At 40.4% G+C, this 23,448-nt stretch carries 31 protein-coding genes and 1 pseudogene; 13 read left to right on the top strand and 19 right to left on the bottom strand.

Annotated features, from left to right (window positions below):
- Positions 1-325: hypothetical protein (locus WFH04_RS07000; protein ID WP_408020175.1), on the top strand; the 325-nt coding region annotated here is incomplete at its 5' end.
- Here the strand turns inward: WFH04_RS07000 and WFH04_RS06995 are convergent.
- From WFH04_RS06995 to WFH04_RS06960, 8 genes are all read right to left on the bottom strand, one after another.
- Positions 322-1,188 (bottom strand): GNAT family N-acetyltransferase, encoded by an 867-nt coding sequence (locus tag WFH04_RS06995; protein WP_336823347.1) that lies wholly within the window; start codon positions 1,186-1,188, stop codon positions 322-324. The genes WFH04_RS07000 and WFH04_RS06995 overlap by 4 nt on opposite strands.
- Before the next feature lie 45 nt (positions 1,189-1,233).
- Positions 1,234-2,490 (bottom strand): GNAT family N-acetyltransferase, encoded by a 1,257-nt coding sequence (locus WFH04_RS06990; protein ID WP_336823346.1) that lies wholly within the window; start codon positions 2,488-2,490, stop codon positions 1,234-1,236.
- A 47-nt stretch (positions 2,491-2,537) separates the two neighbouring features.
- Positions 2,538-2,978: an NUDIX domain-containing protein gene (locus WFH04_RS06985; protein ID WP_336823345.1), complete on the bottom strand. Its 441-nt coding sequence runs from the start codon at positions 2,976-2,978 to the stop codon at positions 2,538-2,540.
- A 201-nt stretch (positions 2,979-3,179) separates the two neighbouring features.
- Positions 3,180-4,364, bottom strand: a complete 1,185-nt coding sequence (locus tag WFH04_RS06980) for an MFS transporter (RefSeq protein ID WP_336823344.1) — start codon at positions 4,362-4,364, stop codon at positions 3,180-3,182.
- 130 nt (positions 4,365-4,494) lie between these two features.
- A complete protein-coding gene (tatC, locus tag WFH04_RS06975) occupies positions 4,495-5,319 on the bottom strand; it encodes a twin-arginine translocase subunit TatC (RefSeq protein ID WP_336823343.1) in 825 nt (274 codons plus the stop codon).
- Positions 5,320-5,328: 9 nt separating this feature from the next.
- Positions 5,329-5,526, bottom strand: coding sequence for a twin-arginine translocase TatA/TatE family subunit (tatA, locus tag WFH04_RS06970; protein WP_336823342.1), 198 nt, complete (start codon positions 5,524-5,526; stop codon positions 5,329-5,331).
- A gap of 19 nt (positions 5,527-5,545) precedes the next feature.
- Positions 5,546-7,258: a GMC family oxidoreductase gene (locus tag WFH04_RS06965; protein ID WP_336823341.1), complete on the bottom strand. Its 1,713-nt coding sequence runs from the start codon at positions 7,256-7,258 to the stop codon at positions 5,546-5,548.
- Between the two features lie 14 nt (positions 7,259-7,272).
- A complete protein-coding gene (locus WFH04_RS06960) occupies positions 7,273-8,022 on the bottom strand; it encodes a gluconate 2-dehydrogenase subunit 3 family protein (protein ID WP_336823340.1) in 750 nt (249 codons plus the stop codon).
- Positions 8,023-8,420: 398 nt separating this feature from the next.
- Between WFH04_RS06960 and WFH04_RS06955 the strand changes: the two genes are divergently transcribed.
- Entirely contained in the window at positions 8,421-9,236 is an 816-nt protein-coding gene (locus WFH04_RS06955; RefSeq protein ID WP_336823339.1) for a flagellin N-terminal helical domain-containing protein, read from the top strand.
- Positions 9,237-9,271: 35 nt separating this feature from the next.
- Here WFH04_RS06955 and WFH04_RS06950 read toward each other — a convergent pair whose 3' ends face one another.
- On the bottom strand, positions 9,272-9,670 hold the full coding sequence (locus WFH04_RS06950; RefSeq protein ID WP_336823338.1) for a hypothetical protein: 399 nt from the start codon (positions 9,668-9,670) through the stop codon (positions 9,272-9,274).
- 209 nt (positions 9,671-9,879) lie between these two features.
- On the opposite strand from WFH04_RS06950, the gene WFH04_RS06945 reads away from it, so the two are divergent.
- Positions 9,880-10,077 (top strand): CsbD family protein, encoded by a 198-nt coding sequence (locus tag WFH04_RS06945; RefSeq protein ID WP_336823337.1) that lies wholly within the window; start codon positions 9,880-9,882, stop codon positions 10,075-10,077.
- A 44-nt stretch (positions 10,078-10,121) separates the two neighbouring features.
- Here the strand turns inward: WFH04_RS06945 and WFH04_RS06940 are convergent, their stop codons facing one another.
- Entirely contained in the window at positions 10,122-10,619 is a 498-nt protein-coding gene (locus tag WFH04_RS06940) for a general stress protein (protein WP_336823336.1), read from the bottom strand.
- Between the two features lie 150 nt (positions 10,620-10,769).
- On the opposite strand from WFH04_RS06940, the gene WFH04_RS06935 reads away from it, so the two are divergent.
- Complete coding sequence (locus tag WFH04_RS06935; protein ID WP_336823335.1) at positions 10,770-11,003, top strand: hypothetical protein; 234 nt, start codon at positions 10,770-10,772, stop codon at positions 11,001-11,003.
- 120 nt (positions 11,004-11,123) lie between these two features.
- On the opposite strand, the gene WFH04_RS06930 is transcribed toward WFH04_RS06935, so the two are convergent.
- Genes WFH04_RS06930 through WFH04_RS06920 form a run of 3 tightly spaced genes read right to left on the bottom strand, consistent with a single transcriptional unit; the run spans position 11,124 to position 13,002 of the window.
- Positions 11,124-11,906, bottom strand: a complete 783-nt coding sequence (locus WFH04_RS06930; protein WP_336823334.1) for an ABC transporter permease — start codon at positions 11,904-11,906, stop codon at positions 11,124-11,126.
- Positions 11,903-12,805: an ABC transporter ATP-binding protein gene (locus WFH04_RS06925; RefSeq protein WP_336823333.1), complete on the bottom strand. Its 903-nt coding sequence runs from the start codon at positions 12,803-12,805 to the stop codon at positions 11,903-11,905. The genes WFH04_RS06930 and WFH04_RS06925 overlap by 4 nt, the downstream gene beginning before the upstream one ends.
- On the bottom strand, positions 12,802-13,002 hold the full coding sequence (locus WFH04_RS06920; RefSeq protein WP_336823332.1) for a PLDc N-terminal domain-containing protein: 201 nt from the start codon (positions 13,000-13,002) through the stop codon (positions 12,802-12,804). The genes WFH04_RS06925 and WFH04_RS06920 overlap by 4 nt, the downstream gene beginning before the upstream one ends.
- A 190-nt stretch (positions 13,003-13,192) precedes the next feature.
- Here WFH04_RS06920 and WFH04_RS06915 point away from each other — a divergent pair, with 190 nt between their 5' ends.
- The 5 genes from WFH04_RS06915 (at position 13,193) to WFH04_RS06895 (ending at position 16,494) form a co-directional block, all read left to right on the top strand.
- The gene (locus tag WFH04_RS06915) at positions 13,193-14,083 is read left to right on the top strand and encodes an EamA family transporter (RefSeq protein WP_336823331.1); all 891 of its coding nucleotides are present in this window, start codon (positions 13,193-13,195) and stop codon (positions 14,081-14,083) included.
- A gap of 162 nt (positions 14,084-14,245) precedes the next feature.
- Entirely contained in the window at positions 14,246-14,755 is a 510-nt protein-coding gene (locus WFH04_RS06910) for an RNA polymerase sigma factor (protein ID WP_336823330.1), read from the top strand.
- Positions 14,752-15,486 (top strand): hypothetical protein, encoded by a 735-nt coding sequence (locus tag WFH04_RS06905; RefSeq protein WP_336823329.1) that lies wholly within the window; start codon positions 14,752-14,754, stop codon positions 15,484-15,486. Before WFH04_RS06910 ends, WFH04_RS06905 begins: the two co-directional genes overlap by 4 nt.
- Positions 15,487-15,596: 110 nt before the next feature.
- Positions 15,597-15,950 carry a hypothetical protein gene (locus WFH04_RS06900; protein WP_336823328.1) on the top strand — a complete coding sequence of 118 codons (354 nt, stop codon included), beginning with the start codon at positions 15,597-15,599 and terminating at the stop codon, positions 15,948-15,950.
- A 61-nt stretch (positions 15,951-16,011) separates the two neighbouring features.
- On the top strand, positions 16,012-16,494 hold the full coding sequence (locus WFH04_RS06895; RefSeq protein ID WP_336823327.1) for an alanine--tRNA ligase-related protein: 483 nt from the start codon (positions 16,012-16,014) through the stop codon (positions 16,492-16,494).
- Between the two features lie 7 nt (positions 16,495-16,501).
- Here WFH04_RS06895 and WFH04_RS18345 read toward each other — a convergent pair.
- Positions 16,502-16,585 (bottom strand): annotated as a pseudogene (locus WFH04_RS18345) (hypothetical protein); the annotation flags it as partial.
- Positions 16,586-16,936: 351 nt separating this feature from the next.
- Here WFH04_RS18345 and WFH04_RS06890 point away from each other — a divergent pair.
- Together WFH04_RS06890 and WFH04_RS06885 are read left to right on the top strand one after the other, a co-directional pair.
- Positions 16,937-17,551, top strand: a complete 615-nt coding sequence (locus tag WFH04_RS06890) for a hypothetical protein (protein ID WP_336823326.1) — start codon at positions 16,937-16,939, stop codon at positions 17,549-17,551.
- Positions 17,552-17,564: 13 nt separating this feature from the next.
- Positions 17,565-18,014: a hypothetical protein gene (locus WFH04_RS06885; protein WP_336823325.1), complete on the top strand. Its 450-nt coding sequence runs from the start codon at positions 17,565-17,567 to the stop codon at positions 18,012-18,014.
- A gap of 388 nt (positions 18,015-18,402) precedes the next feature.
- Here WFH04_RS06885 and WFH04_RS06880 read toward each other — a convergent pair whose 3' ends face one another.
- The 5 genes from WFH04_RS06880 to WFH04_RS06865 form a co-directional block, all read right to left on the bottom strand.
- Positions 18,403-18,555, bottom strand: coding sequence for a hypothetical protein (locus WFH04_RS06880; RefSeq protein ID WP_336823324.1), 153 nt, complete (start codon positions 18,553-18,555; stop codon positions 18,403-18,405).
- 337 nt (positions 18,556-18,892) lie between these two features.
- Positions 18,893-18,997 carry a hypothetical protein gene (locus tag WFH04_RS18340; RefSeq protein WP_408020176.1) on the bottom strand — a complete coding sequence of 35 codons (105 nt, stop codon included), beginning with the start codon at positions 18,995-18,997 and terminating at the stop codon, positions 18,893-18,895.
- Positions 18,998-19,217: 220 nt separating this feature from the next.
- The gene (locus tag WFH04_RS06875; protein ID WP_336823323.1) at positions 19,218-19,424 is read right to left on the bottom strand and encodes a hypothetical protein; all 207 of its coding nucleotides are present in this window, start codon (positions 19,422-19,424) and stop codon (positions 19,218-19,220) included.
- 253 nt (positions 19,425-19,677) lie between these two features.
- A complete protein-coding gene (locus tag WFH04_RS06870; protein WP_336823322.1) occupies positions 19,678-19,911 on the bottom strand; it encodes a hypothetical protein in 234 nt (77 codons plus the stop codon).
- A 943-nt stretch (positions 19,912-20,854) separates the two neighbouring features.
- Positions 20,855-21,175: a hypothetical protein gene (locus WFH04_RS06865; protein WP_336823321.1), complete on the bottom strand. Its 321-nt coding sequence runs from the start codon at positions 21,173-21,175 to the stop codon at positions 20,855-20,857.
- Positions 21,176-21,470: 295 nt separating this feature from the next.
- On the opposite strand from WFH04_RS06865, the gene WFH04_RS06860 reads away from it, so the two are divergent.
- On the top strand, positions 21,471-22,691 hold the full coding sequence (locus WFH04_RS06860) for a glycosyltransferase (protein ID WP_336823320.1): 1,221 nt from the start codon (positions 21,471-21,473) through the stop codon (positions 22,689-22,691).
- Positions 22,660-23,403 (top strand): HAD-IIB family hydrolase, encoded by a 744-nt coding sequence (locus WFH04_RS06855; protein WP_336823319.1) that lies wholly within the window; start codon positions 22,660-22,662, stop codon positions 23,401-23,403. The genes WFH04_RS06860 and WFH04_RS06855 overlap by 32 nt, the downstream gene beginning before the upstream one ends.
- Positions 23,404-23,448: the final 45 nt, after the last annotated feature.

Raw genomic sequence — 23,448 nt, 5'->3', positions numbered from 1 at the left:
CCGCAAATTCTCACTGCGGGGCATCGAAAAGGTGCATACGGAATTCGGAATTGTGGCATTGGCCCACAATCTACTGAAAGTGGCCGGCATCCGCGAGCTACTTTCAGTATTAAATGAGAAAAATACAAGAACAGGTGGCGAAAAACGATTCGTTTTTCGCCACCTGTTCTATTTTAGGGACTTATTGGACAGCCCCGTTTTCTTTAAAGGCAGTGTCATTCAACGTGGGGACATCCCGAATAATGGCAAAAGCCCTAAACATTGCTTGCAAGTTAAGTCGTACATCTCTTATTGTTCAAAAACCTCTTCGTTGGGTACAATTTAGAATGTTTTCGTCATAAAAACTTGTGATATTGGCGTATTTTCAAAACCACTTGCTCGTAAAGATGAAATTGCGCGTCCATTTCCTTTTAGGAAGTTATAAGTTGTACGATTGATTGGTTTGTCGTATTCCAATGCATAAGATAGGAGTTTGTTTAAAGCATCTTCATTTCCATTTTCCTTCACTTGAAACAACGTAATGCTTTCCGTCTCATTGCCAAATGTACAATTTTTCCGAATGAGACAAGCTGCCTCCACTTCTCCATTCTTTATAATCAGGACAGCTTCCCCACCCAATTTCGGTGTGTTATTAGCATCTGTTTGCCAAGGAACGATACTTGGAAATAAATCCGATCCAATCGTTTGGGCAGCCGGAATTCTTACCATTTCATAGCCATCAAGCTCCGGCAACTGGCTAACTATTCTTCCGTTTGCACGCAAGAAAAGCAATTCGTCCTCTACTTGATAACCACAGTTTTCATATAAAGAGATTGCTGCCTTATTTTCAGAAAGGGACTCCAACGTCGCAACAGAGACATTACGCTCCAGTATGCGTTTTTCTGCTTCCTCCATCAAGGAATAACCTAACCTTCTTCCTCGGTATTCCGGAATAATCCCCGTTCCGCCATTCCAGGAAATCTTTTGACCATCCACTTCTCGAATGCCTTGAAGCACAAAGCCGATTGGGTCTGTTCCATCATATGCAACGACAGACAATGCCGAAGATAATCCATCATTCCCAAAACGGCCCACAAAAGTATCTAAAGATAAATTCATCGGCACTAAATACCCTTCAAACCCACGATTAAACAGGGCATGCGCCTCTTCAAAGCTAATTGATGACATTAATTTAAACGAAATGTTCATAATTTACCCTCACTCAGAAAAAATTTTGAAACAAATTATACATTATTAGAATGAAGTGAAGCAAACAGGTTTGTTGGTAGGCTTAAACCATCGATCCAACTGATTTGCTGGCCAATTGTTCACTTTTACTTTTCCATACTGAGCTAGCTGCTCCAAGCTAACACAGCCCATCCACCAGGAACTTAAATCCGAAACTGCGATGCTTACATCAACTTCCTCAATAGAAATGGACGATTTTTCTATGCTCCAACAATCTTCGCTATAGGATAAATTGTAACTACCGTTTTGCTCCTTTATAAACGAATCTTGAACAAATAAAGAAATCGTTACAGGACGATCAGGTCGATCTAAGGAATTAAAATTCGTTTGTTCCACAAATGACATGATCGAGCTAATTCTATACATAATCCCTGTACCAACAGTACCGATTTCGTGATAAACACTCGGAATTATACGATTGCTATCGTTCTTCGGGTCTTCCAGTTGATAAATAAATGATTCATCTTGCGTTCGAACGTAGACACGATCTACTTGATCCTGTTGTGAATGAATCCACGTACACATATCGATGAAAGCGCTTGGCTTCGTCCATACCCATTCAAAAATATTCATTTCATGATGTAGAAAATGACTATCCTTTACAGGTTGCAACTTATATGCAAGCGCACCAACTAACTCATTCCCCTCATAAACACCGGCATAATACGTAGCTTTTTTCTTAATTAAGTTACGTTCATGCCAAGTCCGTTCGATCATGCCATGATGCATCGATGCAAATTTATTGTACACGGCGACAATCTCTTCCTCATTGGACGGAGACAACATGACTACTTTCTTTCGTTCACCACTGCTTGGAAAACTTGTGGGCTTTAGTTTATATTGATAGCGAGTTGGTCCATATCCATACCCCATCTTTTGATAGAAAGACGTGTTAAAAGGGTATAACGAAACAATCCCGACATTTTCTTGTCTAGCAAGCTCATGAAAATGCTGCAGCAACTGTTTCGCAATACCTTCTTTTTTGTGAAAAAAGTGAACAGCTACCGTACCGATTCCCCAAACACGTACAATACTACCATTTACATTCATGTTAAGGTCATGAAGCTTATACAAGCCTAACAACTCATCTTGTTCGGTAAAGAATCCATAGAAACTCAAGTTATTTTCAGATTCAATTTCGAAACTAAGTCGTTCAATAAACGTTTGTTGAGCTTCCTTTCCCGATATTTGCATCCCCGGATAAGCCATCGCCACAAGAGAAGCAGCTTGTTGTAAATCACTTTTTGTTACTAAACGAATCATGTACATCCCCCTTTCCAAAATTGCACCTTTGTGTATGTGCGCCCGATTCAGCGAATAAATGCCGCTTCCTTGTTTGAAAGAGCATCATCTAACCATTGAGGGTGCATTGTTAACAAATCCTTTGGTAAATTGTCTTGACTAAAAAATTGTATTTCAAGCGACTCATCTGAGTTGCATTTAAGTTCCCCACCTGTAATTTCAGCAAGAAAACAAGTTGTTATAAAATGCACTACTTTGCCATTTGGATAATTGAACACTTGTGAATCTGGATCTGAGTAAACACCGATCAGCTTTTCAATTTTTATATCTAAATTAGTTTCTTCTTTTACTTCTCTTATAATTGCTTCAGACACTGTTTCACCAATTTCCACATGTCCTGAAGGAATACCCCACAACCCTACATCGGCTCTTTTTTGCAATAGCACCTGATTCTCTTTGTTCAAAATAATTACAGCAACTCCAGCTTTTAAATCATCTATTTTTTTCAAATCAAAGCTCCTCCTTCAAGAAACGGCCCTAACTACGGCACTGTTCTAAGGCTATACTCTCCATCCCACACTGTCATCTCTACTATCCACGTAATTCTACCATCTGTCATTACATATGAACGCAAAAACTTTCCTATTAGAAGTATCTATCACATTCATTATATAAAATAAGTGTAACTTGCTGGACCACTTCTAAATGCTTTAATTCTTTTGTCTTCGATAACGAATCATCCCTACGTAAACAATAGGCAATAATGCAGTAAGTGCAACGAGCCCGTGCCAACCTAAGCTCTCATACAGCGGACTGAGCAATGTACTGCCCATTGCAACGCCAATATAATAGGAGACCAAGTAAAGGCTCGATGCACTCCCTTTATGATGTGTCGCTTCCTTGCTGACAGAAGCCGCCGTCAACGAATGCGCCGTGAAGAACCCTAAGCAGATGACACATAATCCGACAACAATCAAAACAAGCGGTGATAATGCCGTAAGACCAATCCCTGCTGATAATAAAACGACCCCTACCCGCCTCACATTACGGAGGCCGAATTTCCCCGCAAGCCATCCTGCAAGCGGTGCACCGATCACTCCAAAACCATATGCTAAATATAAATAAGATATCCATTCAAGTGACAGCGAATACGGCGCCTCAATTAAATGAAACGGCAAGTATGTCCAAATCCCGGTGAAGGATAATTGCAGCACAATGCCTAACCCGAAAACGATTAGCAAAGCCGGGGTTTTCAGGTGAAAAGCAATCCCTTCAATATCTTTTTTGAACGTCGTATCACTCGGCACAAAATTCCTTGACTTCGGAAGGATTAACAACAGAATGACAAATAGTACCGTTCCAAAAATGGAAAGGATATATAATGACATTTGCCAAGATGCTTGCTCGGCAATAAACCCCGTCATGAAACGGCCAATCATTCCTCCCAATCCATTAAAAGCAATATAGAATGCCGTGGCGACACTCGTAAACTGCCTATGTATTTCCTCACTAATATAAGCAAGCGCTGCTGCTGGAACACCAGCTAGCGCAAAACCTTGTAGGAAACGTAAAATGACGATGGTTAAAAAAGAATCCGTATTTGCAATTAAAAGAAACGGAATGACCGAGCCAATGAGCGATAAATAAATATAAACATTCCGCCCGTTTCGATCCGAAAAAAATCCAAGGACGATTAACCCCACGATCAGCCCGATTGTCGTCATTGACATCGCTGTACTGGCGTAAGACACCGAAATACCGAATTCCTTCGTGAACAAAGGCAAAAGCGGCTGCATCGCATACATCGCAGCAAATATGAAAATAGAAGCAAACCCTAAACCAATTACGATTTTCCAAAATTGAAGATCCCTCAACGTATAGCCTTCATGTTGCATTGTGTCACATCCAGTCGTCAGCCTATTTACTTTTATTATAGCATTGTGAATATTTTTGTTCCCTCCGAGGAAATTTATTGCCAAACAAAAAATGAGCAAAGGATCCTCACATTCCCTTTGCTCATTTCAGTTAATTAACAGCCATATTTCTTCGTTCTTTGTACACAACGATAAGTACACTTGCTTCGTATAACACGATCATCGGGATGAGCACGATCAATTGGCTAATGAAATCCGGTGGCGTCAACAGACCAGAAAGAATTGCCAAAATGACGTAAGACCATTTCCGAACCTTTTTTAATGATGCAGACGTCAGCAATCCAATTGCAGAGAGGAACATTGCTACAATCGGCAGTTCAAATAATAAGCCGATCGGCAATGTCGTCATCAAGAGAAACTTTGCATACTCTTGCGCAGAAACCATTACTGTGAAATTTACCGCTCCTAAAGATACTAAAAAATGATAGCTCAAAGGATTTACGACAAAATAGCCGAACGCGATGCCTCCCGCAAACAATAACAACATGACAGGCGAGTAGAGCCCAAGAAATTGACTCTCCTTCTCATTCAGCCCCGGCTTAACGAATTGCCATAAAAAATGACATAGAAAAGGTAGTGACAAACCGAATGCCAATGCAGCCGATATGGACATATAAAATGTCACAACTTCCATCGGTCCAAGGACTACTAGTTCGTGACCTCTCGTAATGAGTGGAAACCATTTGTTAATCGTCACGAAAATGAATAAGAAGAAAGATAGGAAAGTGGCGATACTTTTAATGAGCTGCTTTCGTAAATCATTCAAATGATCAACAAGTGAAGGTTGAGGTTCTGTCGTTTTTACTACTTCATCCCGCTCTTGATTTTTTACCGTAGATTGCTTCTCATCTTCAGTGTTGACAGGCTTTTTATCCAATGGACTACGTACATTTCTATGTTCTTGATATGGATCCATAATCGATCCTCACAGCTGATCTGTTTTCTTCGATTGATCTTCTTTCCCCTCTTCGTCTTCTAAGACATCACGGGCCGATTTTTTAAATTCTGCTAGCGTCTTTCCAACTGCCGATCCGACTTCTGGCAATTTCCGAGGGCCGAAAAGGATAAGAATAATGACTAAAATAATGATTAATCCAGGTACGCCGATGCTTGCTAAACTCATGTTTCATGTCTCCTTTCGATTAGACAAGTGAACCGCCATTTTTGCTGTATTTAATAATTCCTTCTGCTGCTCGGTACGCAAGGGCACCAACAGTCGCTGTTGGATTGTAGCCACTATTATGCTGAAAATTTCCAGCACCAACGACAAATAAATTATCCGCGTCCCAATGCTGCAAGTAATTGTTGACTACACTATCATCGGGGCTTGCCCCCATCGTCGTTCCCCCTGTATTATGCGTCGATTGGTAAGGAACAATGTCATAATCAGTAATTGGGCTTCCCGGTACAACTGTCTTTGCACCCATCTCTTTCATAATTTCTGCTGTACGCTCGGTAATGAACTGATGCAAGTTTCGATCCTGTTCCGTAAAGTTATACGTCATTTGCAGCAAAGGTACCCCATATGCGTCGCGATAATTCGGGTCAAGCGTCATATAATTCTCCTTATGAGGCATCGTTGCTCCTTGACCATGCACGGATAATGTCCGCGTATAGTTATATATCGAAGCTTTTTTAAATTCCGCTCCCCACGCCGGCACATCAGGCGGCACAGGGTTAGTCTGAATTGGACGTACTCCTGTTTGTCCCAAAGTAATGCTTGCGCCGTGGATGAAATCAACGTCGGAATGATCAAAGCTATCTCCATTAAAATCATCAATGGACATTCCCAATGCCCCCGCGCCCATAAATACATTCATTTGATCTTCAAAAAATCCGGTCGTTCCTGGTCCAAGCTGATAGCAATAATTTTTCCCTAATGTGCCTCTGCCTGTGTCAGGATCATATTGTTCACCGATTTTCGACACCATGAGCAGCTTTGCATTGTTCAACACATAACTTGTCAAAACGACAACGTCTGCTGGTTGTATGAACTCTTCGCCAGTTTGTGTATCAAAATACCTGACGCCGGTCACTTTATTCCCAGACTTCAAAACTTCCACGACATTGGCATGGAAAACCGGCTCGAAATTTCCTGTATTCAACGCTGTCGGGACAACCGTGATTTCTGGAGATGATTTCGCTCCGTACTCACAGCCGAACCGCTCGCAAAAACCACAGTATTGACAAGGAGCAATCTTCTGTCCATCTGGATTTTCGTACGCCTCCGAAATATTTGCAGACGGCAGCATGTATGGATGATAGCCCAACTTTTTCGTTGCACTTTCAAACATTTTCAAGATCGGTGTCTTTTTCATTGGAGGGGTAGGAAAATCGCTTGACCGCTTACCCCAAAATGGATTATTATCTTCCCCAGAAATGCCCGCTGTTTTTTCATATTTGTCGAAATAAGGTTCCAACTCGTCGTACGTAATGCCCCAGTCCGTTAAAAGATAATCGCTGGGCAGTTTGTTTTTTCCGTATCTTTCTTCTGTCATTGATTTAATTTGAAAATCATAAGGCAAAAAACGGTACGACATCCCATTCCAGTGCGTACCCGCTCCACCTAAATTTTCACCCAACAGGAAAGACCCCATCTGACGCATTGGAAGGGCGCGCATTTTGCGATGGTTTCGGAAAGTAATCGTTTCTTTCGATAAATCCTGCATGAGATCATATCGAATTGCATACCTATATTCGTCATGAATCATCAAATAGTCTTGGGTTCCCCTATTTTTCCCACGCTCAAGGCCTCTAACTTTCAACCCAGCCTTTGCACATTCAGCTGCAACAATACCACCCGTCCAGCCGATGCCCACCGTTACAACATCTACCTTATCCAAAGTTTTCGCCATGGCAATTGCCTCCCTTAGTGCTGCATACTGCTAATCGATTTAGGTTCAATCACTTGGAACTTCTCTTCCTCTATAACATTGACATATGCCATTTGATGTCCCGGAAAGCCTTTCATACGCCATCCTTCCATATTGGCATTACCGTTGTAAATCGGATCTGCATATGCCCCTTCAAGCGTTGCTTGCCGTAAAAGCCTAAAAAAGAATTCTGAGGACACACCTTTCATCTCAACTTCGTTCTTCTGAAAAGCGGTTAAAATTGTATCCATTTGCTCAGCGTCCAGCTCCGCAAACCCTTTTTCATACCGAGCATTCGCTTCTTCATCCAACTTTGCGATACCTTGCCTAAAAATCTCCGCACGTGTTAAAGCGCTCTGGTACCCCTGTGTCGCTTCACCAGCGAAAAACGGACCTTGCATATACTCTCTTGCATTGCTGCCGTAATTACCCGCTAATTGATTATCAATAAAATACGGCACTCCAAGTGCAATTGCCCCAGGCCCTAAGTCATCTTCCGGAAAAATCCTCTCAGTAGCTTGAGATAGAACGTGAAATTCATTTTGATTCGTTAAAAACATAAGCCCTTTCGGAGCGCCCTCCACGCCTTCTGTAGCGAGCTGTCCTTCATTGGCAGTCTTTCCATCCTTCTTGACGTTATAGCCGACAAGTCCCCCGATTAACCCTCCACCTACTAAAGCGCCGGTCGCTATTCCCGTCGTCTTTAGAAAATCTCTGCGCGATAAACCTTGTTGATTGTCTGCCATCTATTTTCCTCCTAAAAAATTCACCACTTTCTCCAAAGGATGTCCTCATACATATGGCTTTTATACAAACGTGTCATAATTTATCAAACTTTGTATAAGCGGTAGAATTTAATCGGGTTACGCCAGTAACGGAGAGGAGTGCGCCAGTATCCGGGGTGTTCGAGCCAGAAAACAAGCACCTTACGCCAGTAATTGGAGTGCGTTCTAAAAAATCGACCGACGCTACATGAGAGTTTTACGTTTTGTGGTATGCACTATTATTCGAACCAACCACAGCTTTCCACTTTCAACGATCCTTTTAAATGTTGAGCCGCCGAATTATTTTCAGAATAAATATAAAAATATTCAATGATTTGACGATAAAAGAGATAGAGGAAAATATAGGGAGAGGTGAGTTTATGTTAGGTAATTGGAATGCAGTGGGGCTTAACATTTTGCGCAACATGAACATGCATAATAATCAGATCATGCTGTCCATGGAGCGGCTTTCCTCTGGACTAAGGATTAATCGTGCTGCGGATGATCCGGCAGGACTGGCCATTTCGGAGAGAATGCGGGCACAAATTCGAGGGTTGCAAGTCGCACAGCGCAATATACAAGACAGCATTTCTCTATTCCAGACTGCTGAATCAGCGTTGGACGAAACACATGCCATTTTGCATAGAATGCGTGAGTTAAGTGTAGAAGCTGCTAATGGCACGTTAACTAATGATGACCGTGAATTGCTGAATATCGAATTTCAAGAACTAAAAAAAGAACTTGAACGAATTTCAAAGGACACTCAATTTAACACAATGCCGTTATTGGACGGATCGCGCTCATCATTTAAAACACAGGTTGGAGCAAATGCGGGGCAATCAATCGAATTTACGATTGGAGATACAGGCATGGCTGCTTTGGGGATAAAAGATGCCACAATAGAAACTCGCGAAGAGGCAGATCAAGCCATTTCATCATTAGATGAAGCCATCAAAAAGGTGTCCTCCGAACGAGCACGCATGGGAGCTTATGTAAATCGATTAGAGCATGCGTATAACAACGCTATGACGATGGAGGAAAACTTGACTGCTGCTGAATCGCGCATACGGGATGTAGATATCGCAAAAGAAATGATGGCGTTGACAAAAGCAAACATCCTTTTACAAGCAGGGCAGTATGTATTTTCGCTTCATCTGCAGCAAGCGCAATCTGTCCTTCAACTGTTAAAGCAATAAATGAAAAGACAGTGCTGATTACGGCACTGCCTTCTTCATTCATCAAAACCTAAAATCGGCAAACGGTCTTCCAATATTTCTACCTCTTCTATTGGCAATACGATCCTAAATTCATCTCTGCCATAAGGTGTTACCGATAGCTTCTTCTGGACAAAGGGATTGTTTGTTGTCAACGTCACTTTCCCATCCTTCTCATGAAAGGTATCCACTACAAAACGGTAGCCCGACAGCATGACATAAGGAAATATTTCATAAGCGTCATCTAAATCCTCAACTGACACTTCTTTATATGCGGTATCACTATTCGTGCTCCATTTTTTAAATCCATTTATTTCATCTTCATAATCGGATTGTAAATACAAAGTTCGTTGTTGGGAAACGATCGGGTACTCTTTCCCTTTCCAAATTGCAAAGCGCCCTTTTCTTACCGCCATACGAATCTCCTCCGTATTTAGCTTCTTTGTCTTTCAATTATATAAAATGCCATTTCAAGTAACCACGTATGTTTCGATGCATTTTTCATACCCTATTTAAGGACTTTACACTCTTGCCATTTCACTCTCGAAACCTTCCATAGCCCATAAGTTTAATTGCATTCAAGACCGGGTACTTACAAACAACTACTTTTTAGGAGGCCATAAGAATGAAAGACAATAGTTATTCAGATAAAATCAAAGGTGCCGTTAATAAAACGAAAGGCGAATTGAAAGATCAAGTTGGCAATGCGACAGATGACGCCATGCTGCAAGCTGAAGGAAAGTTCGATAAATTAAAAGGCGAGGCACAGAAAGAAGCTGGGAAATTAAAAGATCGTGTTTCAGAAAATCATAAAAAATGGTGATCAAAAAGGCCGGGGCCATCGAAAATGGACCCAGCCTTTTCTAGTCAAAGATGATCGGTGTTAATGCGTGGAACAGTACCTGAGTTGTCGTCTCTCGGCTGCAAATCATCTTCTCCCGACAACGGTTCAAAACTGTTCGTCAAAGCAGCCCGACTATCCCTTTCCGTATCTTCTACAGCTCCACCGCCGCGTCCTTCTTTGGGCAATTGAGTATTTACGCGATCAACGAATATTGCAATGCCTCCATTTTTCACTTCATTATAAATATTTGCAGACTCTTCTTTTGAAAACCCCATATCTTCAAATACTTTTTCCTTCCTTTGCCGCTCGTCGATAAACATTGCTTTAAACCGCTCCAAAAGGTTTCCCTCATCCCTTCCATCTAACGCAATGAATGTCTGACTTCTCAGTTGAGATAGGTCTTCCTCCGAATATGCTACTGCAGAAATTTGTTCTTCACTATAGCCTTTCGATATCAATTCTGTAATTTTGTATAGCGCCGCATCAACCGAATGCATTGTGCCGACATATTCCTTTTCCATTACACCACTCTCCTCTATCTGCTTTTGATCACTTTACCCTCTGCATCTATAGAAAACACATGTACCTTAATTAGCAATATGGATTTGTAATCAATGTTTATAGTTATGCCAAACGGTAAATAGTATAAAAACAGAAAGGATGTGGATTCATTGAATAAGAAAAAGCCTTTCACTGAGCGTGATCGCAAAGATGCGGAAGGATCGTTCATGGATAATCCTGAAAACATGCCAACGGATAAAGAAAGTATTTACGACATGCATGAAGATATGCAAAACGTCGACCCGATTCCTTTGGAAGATTTGAGAATGGAAGAGGAAGAAGAAAGGCATCATCACAAAACAAAAAATCGTTCGTCAAGCGAAGAAAAATACAATCAATCATGATAGAAGGAAAGAAAAATCGTTGAAAGGTTTGCTTTTCCAAAAAGCTCCTCTTTTCAACGATTTCCTTCATGACTATGTGAGATCCCGGTAGAAATTTCCCGGGAAATGAAAATGCTTGTATTATACTGTCGTTTTCGATGCATTCTTTTTCGACGCAACTATTCCTAAGACGATGAAAAGTAGTATCAACATACTATTCAACCCGACCGTCATCCAATATCCAGATTGATCCATCGTATGGTAAAATTGATCCGCCGCATAACTCGATAGCTTCCAAGGAGTTACTTTCCAATACGCCCCAATGACGGAGTCAATCACTTGGAAAAATAATAAAAACAAAATAGATAAACCTGCAGTAGCGCCTGTTGATACCGAAGCGCTGAAAAACAGGATAAGCGTCACCGCAAAAACAATCCATAAACTGTACGTCGCAAGAAAGGCAAGCAGTTCCCCAATCGGCACTGTGTTAAATAAAATTCGAATATAATACCATGCTGCTAAAAACCCAATCCATACGCTGCTTAGCGCGATTCCATTAATGACGATCCATTTACTGAGGAAATAATTTTTGAATGATAAAGGACGAACATAAAGCAATGTCGCTGTTCCGCTTTTCCTTTCCCCTGCAATTGAGCCCATAAACGCAAGAGAAAATAGTAAAATGCCAACCGTTTGATATTGCCCCATCAACGATATGAAAATATCTTCACCGGTAAATTCAGGCCATAAAAAATCCATTCCTTCAGGCAAGTTCCCGACACTTTGCATAATTTGAGGCAAATAATAATTGGTGACTGGTTCTATTATGCCGAAGATGATGAATACGATCGGAATCCAATACAATTTGTAATTCCTGCTCATCTCTCGCCACTCTTTTCGAATAAGCACATTCAAATCATTCATGCGTCCATCACCGCTTTCATGAAGATTTCCTCTAAATTCGCCGTCTGCATTTCGACTTTCCGCACCGCGTAATCCCCTTTATGCAATATCGCCAAAACATGAGGCATCATCACTTTTCTTTCGACCACTTCTATCGACACTATTTTCTCTTTTGACTTCATGTCCCAAGAAGACATACGAACAAATCTACCTGCCTCCTGCGCCGTCTCAAATTCTATAACGATACGTGGATCAGCATATTTCGAGCGGATATCGTCCAGCGAACCATTTTCCACAAGAATGCCTTTTCGAAGGAACAATAATTGATCTGTCATTTCCTCGGCATCATTCAAAATATGTGTCGAATAAAGAATTGTCGTTTCTTGTTGCAACTCTTTCAATAAATTCATCACCTGTCTACGGCCTACCGGATCGAGGGCAGATACAGGTTCATCCAACAGCAGCAGCTGCGGTTTATGGACGATTGCCTGAGCCAATCCTAACCGCTGTTTCATGCCACCGGAAAATGTACCGGATCTTTTTTTCATTGCCTCTCCAAGTCCAACAAACTCCAACGCTTTTTGCGCTTCTTTTGCAGCTTGCCGGCTATCTACTCCACTTAACCTCGCTGCCATTTCCGTAAATTCCAATGCCGTCAGCCACGGGAAAAACTTTGGATATTGCGGCAGAAAACCGATTGCTGACCGTATATCAGATTTTGTTTGATTTAGAAATGAAATTGTACCATCCGTAGGCGTCACAAGTCCTGCCAGCATGGATAATGTCGTCGTCTTTCCTGCCCCATTGGGACCTATTAGCGCTGTGGATGTATGCGCTGTTAAGTCGAAGGTGATTGAATCTACAACTCTTTGCTCTCCATAGGCTTTAGATAATTTTCTGACATTCAGAAGCTCTGTCATGTTTGCTTCCTCCCAAAAATAAAGTACACGATCGGGCCTATAATATTTACGAAAACTATAATGAATATCCACATAATGAATGGCCCATTCGTCCGTTGATGGCGGATTACATCGAATAGCGCAACAATCATTAAAATCAACTGCAGCACAATAATGGGCATTATTAAATCCCAAGGGATTTTTGCGAGTTCTTGCATACTTTCACAGCCCTTCTTTTGTTATATGTTTAGTATAACACCCCTGTTCTATTTTGTATATAACAAATTGCATTACTCACATACGCTACTAAAGATTTCATCTATTAACCAAATCCATATTTTAGGATTCCACTATCGAATCTTTATCCTTTCCCGTGTTATACTATTGCATGGACTGGAGGATTATAAGATGAAACAATGGATGTATCCCTTATTAGTCATAATAGGGGCGAGCAGCTATGGTATTTTATCGACAATTGTCAAATTGGCGATTGCAGATGGTTATACAGCTGCCCAAGCAGTAACGAGCCAATATTTCACTGGATTTGTATTGGCCGCAATTCTATACCTTTTCACACATCGGGGCCTGCCCAAATTCGGCGGCGGGTTTACTCTTATATTAGCTGGTTTGCTGACAGCCACTACAGGCACTGTTTACGGCATCACTGTCAGCTATATGCCTGCTTCTTTGGCTGTTGTTATGCTTTTCCAATTTACATGGATTGGCATGCTTCTTGATTGTATACTTCACCGTCGATTGCCGAAACGTGCAGAGGTCATCTCTCTGCTTTTTTTATTTGGTGGCACAATATTTGCAGCAGGTATAATCGATGCGGATTTGAGTGGCATCCCTTGGCAAGGTTGGGTGTGGGGAATGGCATCCGCTATTAGTTTTTCAGCGTTTCTTGCAGTAAACCAGCGGCAAGTTGAAGGAATGGATACGATTACTCGCTTGCTATTCATGTCTTTCTTTGCAGCAATTGCCATTTCCTTTTTTCAAGAACCAGAAATTGTTTGGAACGGTGTGCTATTTAGCGGATTATGGGTATACGGATTAATATTAGGTGTATTCGGTATTATCATTCCAATTTTATTCTTCTCAATTGGTATTCCGAAAGTTGGAGGAGGAACCGCGTCTATCCTAAGCGCTATCGAATTGCCAGTAGCCGTCACCGCTTCCGTATTGCTTTTAAATGAACAAATGACAACCCTGCAAATATGCGGTATAGTGATCATCCTAATCGGAATGACATTGCCAACGATCGCTAACCGAAGAATTCGATTGCAGCAGGAAGTATAGATCCTATAGCTTTTACTTTTTTAAAGGTGTTTGTTAGCAACTGAAGATTCCACATGACTAAGAATAGTTGTGTGGAATCTTTTTTTCTACCGAAAACTTTTAGATCTTTCCGCGGGTATAGTAAGTAGAAGGATAAAAGCAATGCAGAAAGGTGGGGACAGCTTGGAGAAAAATTGGCTAACACTTATAAAATTTGGCGATAAAAAGGCATTTCGGCAATTGTACAATGCCTATGCAAACACTGCCATTCGCACAGCTTCTGCCATAACCAAGAACCGTGAACAAGCGAAAGATGCCGTTCAGGAAACCTTCATCCGTGTCTATCGGCAAATTGGAAGCTACGATGAATCATTACCCTTTGACCCTTGGTTTTATAGGATATTGACAAACGAATGCTTGCGCGTCATGAAAAAGGAAGCTTCACATAGCAAGTATGTTGAGCAAATTGAATTGTCTGCTCCTTATGAAGAAGAGCATTTATTTGATCTATATTCGCTCATTCAATCTTTAGAAGACCATCAAAGAATCCCAATCATATTGAAATATATAAAAGGATGTTCCGAAAAAGAGATTGCCGAAATTTTAAGTCTGAACCAAAACACGGTCAAATCGAGATTGTTTAAAGGTAGAAAACGGCTAAAAGAACAACTTATGAAGGAGGATTCCGAATGAGCAAGTTCGATGAACAAATTCAGCACATATTGAACGACAAAACAGAACAGGAAGCCATAGAACTGAAAGAAGAGATTTGGAAAGGCATTGAAAAAGAGTTATTTGAAGGACACCCAACACGGACGAAAAAGAAAAAGAGATTGTTGCCGTTAATCATGGCTGCTGTGGCAGCTATAGCGCTTCTAATAGGCGTGCAAACGGAAACAGGTTTGGCTTTTATGAAAAGCATAAAAGATATGTTTGTCCCGGAAAAAGAAATAATTCAAAGCATTGAAGGACAGGAAGAACCAACAAACGTTCAATTGCATGAAGGGAAAGAAGCTGAATATGTCATTTACATCGATGAATCCCGATACAAAATGATAATTGGCGAAAACTCCGATCTCATTACGACAATTGATCCACTTCCGGAAAAATACCCTGAAGTTAGTTTAGAAATTAAACAATATCCTACTGTTCCTCCCGAAGCACTTGCAGACGAGTTGCAGTCTTCCTTGAAACCGGAGTTTCCTAATCTGCGAGACGTTGAAACCGTAACAGAACCGGTGGAAGGCTATCATCTTCACGGGCTGACTGAATCTACATGGGATGGAAATGTGATTGATCTATATATTGTCAGCAATGGCAAAGGCGGTAGCTTCGCGCTGACTAGCAAGTATTTTTTAGAAGCCGCTGAAGGTCATGGAGCAAGGTTTTATCATATGCTAGAGAGCTTCGAAGTAATTGAATGAACAATGGCTTATAATACATCCCTTCTTCCTATCTTCATTCCTATGAGGCATAATTTCTATGGAATTTGGGTATAGATTCAGAAGGTGATTCGTTTTGGAGGTTGATGAGTATGGATATAATCATGATTGTTTTAAATACGCTGATCATTGTTTTCTATATTGTGTTGATCGCGTTTTTAACACCTATTACGATGCGCTTCATGAAAAAGAGAGGTTATGATCTATTCATGCAACTCATTCCAGTCGCCTTGATTCTATTTATTAGCAGTTTATCGATTGCAATAGGGCTCGGGGGCTTCAGCGAATTGCTGTTCTTTAAGGTGACAACAATTGTATCGACACTCCTCCTATGCTCATTATTATTTTTAACTTTGGCGATGCGTGTACTTTGGAAAGAAAAATACGATCTTCTCATAAAGCAAATTTCATCATTGCGCAATCGAATGAAAGGAGCTTTCCATTAAACGGGAAGCTTCTTCTTTTTTAGTGTACACTAAAGAAAAAGTTTACTACGGGAGATTGAATATGTTAAAAGACCGCCATTATTATGAAGATGTGTATCGTACAACATTTACTGCAAAGCTTATGAAAAATGGAATAGATGAGAACAACCGACCGTATGTCGTATTGGACAATACCGCTTTTTATCCGACAGGAGGCGGGCAGCCCCATGATACGGGTACACTCAACGGGATCGAAGTAATTGATGTCGAAGAAATAGATGGAGAGATCCTTCACTTCTTGGCAAAGGAGATAGAGCTTCAAATCGATGTTGAAGGCGTTATTGATTGGGACCGCCGATTTGATCATATGCAACAGCATGCCGGTCAACATATATTAACGGCTGCTTTCGTTGAACTGTTCGGCATTCAAACCGTCAGTTTCCACTTAGGAAGGGAAATTGTGACGATTGATCTGGATGTATCAGATTTTGGGTTTCTTTACAATCAACTTTTGTGGAAATTAAGTAATCCTCTGGTACGTCAAGTCTCTTTGCAATTAATTTAATTGTCTCTATAGCCGCGTTATATCTTCCACTTTCAATATTACTGTAGTGGGAATTAGAGACTATACCCGTGAAGATATCTTCTTGCGTCAAACTTTTACTCTCCCTAATATTCTTTATTCTTTTGCCTAAATTCAAAACATCATCTCCTTTCTTGCATTTGTATAGCAAATAAATGTCGTATTTTATTTATTCTTGTATAAATACGTAATACAGATCGTTAAAATAAATTGAAAACCCATTATATTGCTATTGTATCAAAAAACGTAAAAATATTATTAATGTTTTATAGTTCTATTGGAATTGGTTGTATGTACGCAAATTTCAAGCTTTCCATTACTAATGTTAAATTATATATAGTTGTACAACTTTAGAGGTCGCTCCTCTGAACATGCAGTAAAAACAAAACATTGCTGAAAATTAATAAAAAGGAGGATTTTCAAATTGAAAAAGATCGGATATATAGTGGCTATTGTATTTACTCTGTTTTTAGGTAATAGCTTAAATGCATCTGCGGAGGAAAGCTATTTTCCGGATGAAGCAGAAATAGAAGCTATGAACTTGGAGCTTAAAGCCTTAGTGGAGGAAGCGAATAAACAATTAGAGAATGGTGCAGAGAAAGTAGAAGTAACTTCTGGCAATGTCACATTATTTTTTGAAGCAAAAGAGAATAGAGTTTCTCCATTTTTGAAAGAAGGTTCAGTCTCTGCAACCTCTACTGTTGGATCCAAAAGCTATCAAGCATATGTAGCAAATACATTGGGGTTCAATTTCAGGCACGCTGTTTCTGGTACCTTCTCATGGAATAGCTCAGGTCAATTAACTGGATTGACTGCTGTTCCTGATCTTAGCGGTGCTGCATATAGCAGAACTGAAACTACCACGAAATCTGGTGTAGACGGTATACTTGGCAGAGATGCGAAAATAGCAGAAGTCTATAGCCGGGGAACATTTACACCATTAAAGTGGTCTCCAAAGTCATATTACACAACTATTATTGTAAATGTATACGGTCCGACTCAAGAATATCGAATTATGGAAGCGAAAATTGATTATTAAGGAGCTACTTTAGATGAAAAATATATTCACTCGCTTTGCAACTATATTGGTTTTAGTTTTGGCGATATTCACGGTTAATTCGGGCCTGGCTTCCGCTTCAACTGTCCATATAACGAATTTTAGTGGGAAGACAACAGAGTCAACTTCAAGTCACGTAAAAGATTATGTGCATTTTTACTCAAGTCGTGATACAATTAACGTTAAGTTTAAAGTTGACGAATTCGTAAAAACCAAAAATGTTAAAAGAGTTCATATTGATGTGCAAAAAAGTAATGGGCTCTGGTGGACAACTCAGGAATCTAAATCAGTGACGAGTACAAGCCAAATCAGCTTTAATGTCTCTGGTGGTAAGGGAGACTACCGACTTGTGATTTACGACGCTCCCGAGATGACCGGCTGGGATAAACCACCGTTTTACTATGCCAAATCTTCTATGTATTCAGGAGTTGTAACCGGTCTATAATTCTTAAAATGAGGTGTTTCCCATGATTACATTTATTATGTTTGGCGTACTCTTCGTTATTAACTTCATTATTTGTAGTTTTATAAGCCTGTTATTTGGCCAAACTAGAAAAGTCGATTGGGGAATATCATTAGTTATAAGTTTTATGGTCTCACTAACTGCTATATTTGTGCTGGGAGTCGGACCTTCGTAAATAAGTCAAAAAACACCTTCGGATGGATGTACTAGTTATCTGGTACTAAATCAAAGGTGTTTTTATTTATAATTTTTTCCTTCTTAATTTAAACAGGCGTTGCATTCAGCTTTGCTTTCTTATTTCTTTCCCACCAATCGGCCAGTTGTTGTAGAAACCCCTTCATCTTCAAAATTCCCCTTTTGTATATTGATATCAACCATAAGTAAACATGATGTACAATCGCCAAACCGCCACTACTGCCGCCACAAACCCGACCAATCGAAAGAAGAATGAACGAACGATCGACAACAGGCGGAAAACAAAAATTACAATGACAGCTGCAATCAATAACGTAAACCAATTCACATTCATCATCTCACCGGTGCTTAGTTGGCATTCTCCAACCACTCCTTTTGAAAATTTCTATACTCTTCTTCCAACCATTCAAAAAGTCGTTTCACAATAGCCCGCTGATACCTTTCCCGATGGATTTAAAATATTGTATCAATATGTATTAAAATTAATGTAGGAAGGATACAAAACGCTCCGATCAATTAGATACGATTCAAATAATTTATGGTCGATATCCAATTCGATTGTCATTGTTGTAGTATCCTTTGTTATTTGAGTTGTTAAGATAGTCCACACGTTAATTCAACACCCGATAATTTTTATGGTTTACGACTGTAAGCTCGTTTTCGATTTACAAATACTTTTGTATGTCAGCATCTACTTTCACGATGACGGAGTTTTCCCGGATCATGTCAATGACGCCTTCAAATTCCTTGTTTTTTCGATGAAACGCAATAAGAGTACCTATCTCGATGCTTTAGGGTTGTCTAGCGGAGCGTTTGCCCTTCTTTTTTTCCAAGACACACTGATTCCCCCTCTCCATAAAAAAACACCCTGAAAGAACACGATAAAACGTGTCCAATCAGGGTATTCCTGTTCCGTCTTTTAATTAGCCATATTATAACATACCAATATTCTTACTTCAATGGGAAGTTACGCGCTTGCCTGGTATCTGACTATTTTCCCCTTTTCAAAAACGGCAATGGATCCTGCTTTTGTTGGACTACAAAATTTTCGAACGGAAATGTTGATTTATAGGTTTTTAAATCATCAGCTGCATCCTCTTTACTTGGATAAGTCACTTCTTGTTCTGACGTTCCTTGCTCGCAGGAAGTGAAACGCATTCCTTTTTTTGTTCCGACAATTACGTACTCGTTCCCCATTTAATCGCTTCCTTTCTTAATTACGTTAAGACGACTATTAAATTATGTCCAAATTACTCATTTCCTTTTTGCTTCAGACCGGCAATGATAAGCAATCCATCTCTCAATACAATTGATCTTATATCCTCAATCATATCTCCAATATTTCCAAAGAAACATGCCCCTGCTTCCCATTGGAAATCCTCCGCATTCATATTTTTTTTGAAAATATACAGCTAGCAAGCAGGGTGTGTTTCTTCTTTAACCCATGGTGCTAACAATCACGACACAAGTATTCACCATTTTTAACGCGGCCATCGTCAATCAAAACACCGCATGAAGCACAAGGTTTATATCCGTCTTCAAGCAAATTTAACGCCTCCCCATACTTTTCCCTACGATGAAACAAGAAATGAAAAGGCAAATCACATAAAATCATATCGAAGATCTTATCGGGTAATTGTGGCATGATCTCCAAACAATCTCCGTGAATTAGCTGGTTGATCATTCTACTGAGCTCCTTCCTATTGGATAAAGATTTTTCGCCATTAATGTATAAACTTAAAGTACACAAAACCCATTAGCATTCCGATACCACCGAAAACCCCTAGGGTATAATATATCTTGTCAATTTTGTCGTTCCTTTTTGTATTACCAATCAGCATGCCAAATCCGCAAAGGCATAAAGCTGTAAAGATAAACACTAAAATAACCGCAATTCTTTCTATTGACTAATCCGTCCTTTCTAACTTATTAATCTGCATTGCTCCTTCTTTTTGGATAAACAGTTTTGGTAAAAAATCAACGGTAGCATCCTCTGTCTGATGTATAAGTTTTAAAAAAGACTGGGGTTGAGTTTACCTTAGTCTTTTAAATTGCTCAAATTTGAGCCTAAACAATAAACTTTAACTTGAAATTCTCATAAATGGGTTTCCAGAACACTTTTCAATAGTATTGGTGGTGGGATATTGTCTGGTCTTACTCCCCTGCACTATGTATTTCGGCAAAATCTTAAAATAAAAGTGATTATGGGATTTACCTAAATTATTGTTACTCTATTTTATGATCGCTGTTATGCGGCCTACCGACATCTCCTTCGTCTGAGCTGACAATTGGGGCTAGGATAAGACAAGAAAAGCTATAAGGGTTCCAACCTCTATCCCTTTTGGCTTTTTATGTGAGGTATTTGCTCTTTCTTTTTTCCAAGACACACAATAAAACCTCCCTTCAAAAAACACCTTCATGCAATACCTCAATTTCTTGAATGAGAACATTTTGTTTGTTCATAATCAATTCTCCTTTCAGCGATTTTATCTATATAAAAAAACGCACAAAGAAGGATGGACAGTTGTTGAGCTGTCTCCATCGCTCTTGAGCGTTTGAATAGTTGGTAATACACTTGTCCCGCCTGGGTCAAGTTCATCAGTTAGTAAATGCTTAATATGTTCCTATCATAGCATACTTGAGCAATTTAGGTGAAGCGCGATTTCAAGGTGGGATTGAAATAACTTCTTCTGATCTTCAGAATCCAATTGACGATGAAGAAACTTCTGTGAATGCTCCTTGCATAGATACGTTTCCGAACGATTTGTGTAGGTCGTAATTTTCACTTCTGCTTGATCGGTACATAGCAGGCAGTTCATTGCTTCGATGCTTTCGTTATCGTTTGGAAATGAATCGATCGGACCGTTATTTTGTAATAATTGCCCTAAATTATCAGAATGCTGAGTGCAGACGGATAAGCGGAGATCTGTCCTTTCGATATGGATCAATAATGGAGTCGCCGTTATATCACAATCTTTTATACAGCATTTTTGAATATTTATCTTTAACACTCCTCTCTTTCGAAAAGTGCTCAAATAGATATCAGGTCTGGCATAAAATGTTCAAATTGAATGAGATCCAGTGTATCCAAATTAGAATACTCCGGAACCAGTTTGAAAGACTTAAAGAAAACACACTCTATAGGTAGAAATCCCACCAAAATGTTTATATCAACAGCATCCGGGTAGGTAATAACACTACATACTCATTCTCTATGACTATTTGTAAAAGGAGACAAAAGCGATGCAAAAAAGAATCTTGTTCATTTCTGATCATGGTGACCCACTGGCAACGCTTGGCGGAGAACAGGCGGGCGGACAAAACAACTATGTTAAACAACTATCCATGGCGTTAAGTGAACGGGGGCATTCTGTAGATGTCGTCACTCATTGGGCAAACGCAGATGCTCCGAAAATTGAACATTTTGGGGAGAATTGTAGAGTCATCCGCGTCGCAGCAGGCATTAAAGGGTTTGTGGAAAAAAGCGATTTGTATAGCATGCTTCCAGATTTCTATTACGAAATGCGTGAGACTTTATCGCTTTCAACATACGATGTCATGCATACACATTATTGGCTATCGGGATTATTAGGGAGAAAAACATCGCTTGACATCGGTCTCCCTTGGCTCCATACATCCCATTCGTTATCCGTTGCAAAGCAGCAGGCAACAGGAGTTTCTGAGCCTAAGAGACGATCAGCAGAAGAACTCATTTTAGAAACTGCCGATTCAATCGTCGCTACAACAAAAACCGAACGGAAACTAATTCGTAGTGTTACTCCTGACCCGGCTCCTATCCATGTAATACCAATCGGTGTAGATGAAACATTCCAACCAGAGGATACAAATAGTAGCAAAAACACTCCTTTCTTTGTTTTTGCAGGAAGGTTGGAAGAGACGAAAGGCATCTATACATTAATAAAAGCATTTCGACTCCTATTGGAGCAAAAAGAAATCCCTCCATCTGCAAAACTGTGCATTGCAGGCGGTGACACGTATCAAATCGATCTAAAACGGAAATCGCCAAAATCCCGCAAACTGCAAAGGGCTATTAGCGGAATAGAAGATTACGTCGAGTTCATCGGACCCCGTACACAGGAAGAGCTATCAGAGCTTTTCAATAAAGCGACTGCAGTCATTGTACCTTCAACTTATGAGTCCTTCGGTATGGTTGCGGCAGAAGCCCAAGCTTGCGGCAGCCCTGTCATCGCATCGGAAGTCGGCGGATTAAAAGATGTCGTCAAAGACTTAGAAACCGGAATTCATGTTCAAAAAGAAAATCCTGCACATTTAGCAAGTGCCATGAAATTCCTTGCAATGAATAAGGATGTTGCACAGTCCTTAGGGAGAAAAGCTGCATCTCGTGCAAGGAAGGAATTTAACTGGTCGAGAATTGCAAAAAGAATGGATCAATTATATGAGGTGGTCGCTGGTGAGACACAAGCCATTCATGTTAGCAACTGATCTCGATGGTACATTTGTTGGACAAGAAGAAAATTTAGGAGCTTTGCTTGCTCATTTCGATCGTCTTCCCCACGACGTCTCCCTCGTTTATATAACAGGCAGACATCTATCTTCAGCAAAATCTTTAATTTACAGCGAAAAGCTCCCGATTCCCGATTTATTAGTAACAGATGTCGGAACGGCGATTTATCATCATGCAAACGTCGAAGACAGCCAATGGGCCGAAAGAATGTCCGAAAATTGGAGGCCCGATGAAATTATCTCGATTGCAGAAGACTTCCCATTATTAAATAGGCAAGCATTGCCAGACAATCGGCGCATTTCTTTCACTGTTCCAAAGGGCAACTCATCGTTAGTGGAGGAATTTCAGAATGCACTTGAACGGCAAGGCATCACACATACATTCATATTTAGTTCAGATCGCGACATCGACGTTCTTCCTGCGACGGCCGGAAAAGGGAAAGCATTAGAGTATATATTTTCCAACTACACTGCGAAGAACGTTCAGGCACTCATCGCTGGAGACTCCGGCAACGACATGGACATGCTTTCATTAGGCTACCCCTCCGTGATTGTCGGTAATGCACAGCCCGAACTAATCGCGATGGAAGACCACCCAAACCTCTATCGCGCCGTAGCCCACTGTGCGGGGGGCATCCTCGAAGCATGGCTGCATTTTTATGGGAAGGAAGCAGAGGTAGTACGGACATAGGGAATTGAAGGTGTTTCAGGGGAGTAACCACCAGTGTTCAGGCGG

The organism is Sporosarcina sp. USHLN248, from assembly GCF_037144575.1.
Classification (GTDB): Bacteria; Bacillota; Bacilli; order Bacillales_A; family Planococcaceae; genus Sporosarcina; species Sporosarcina contaminans.
This window is presented reverse-complemented; position numbering and strand designations above follow the sequence as displayed.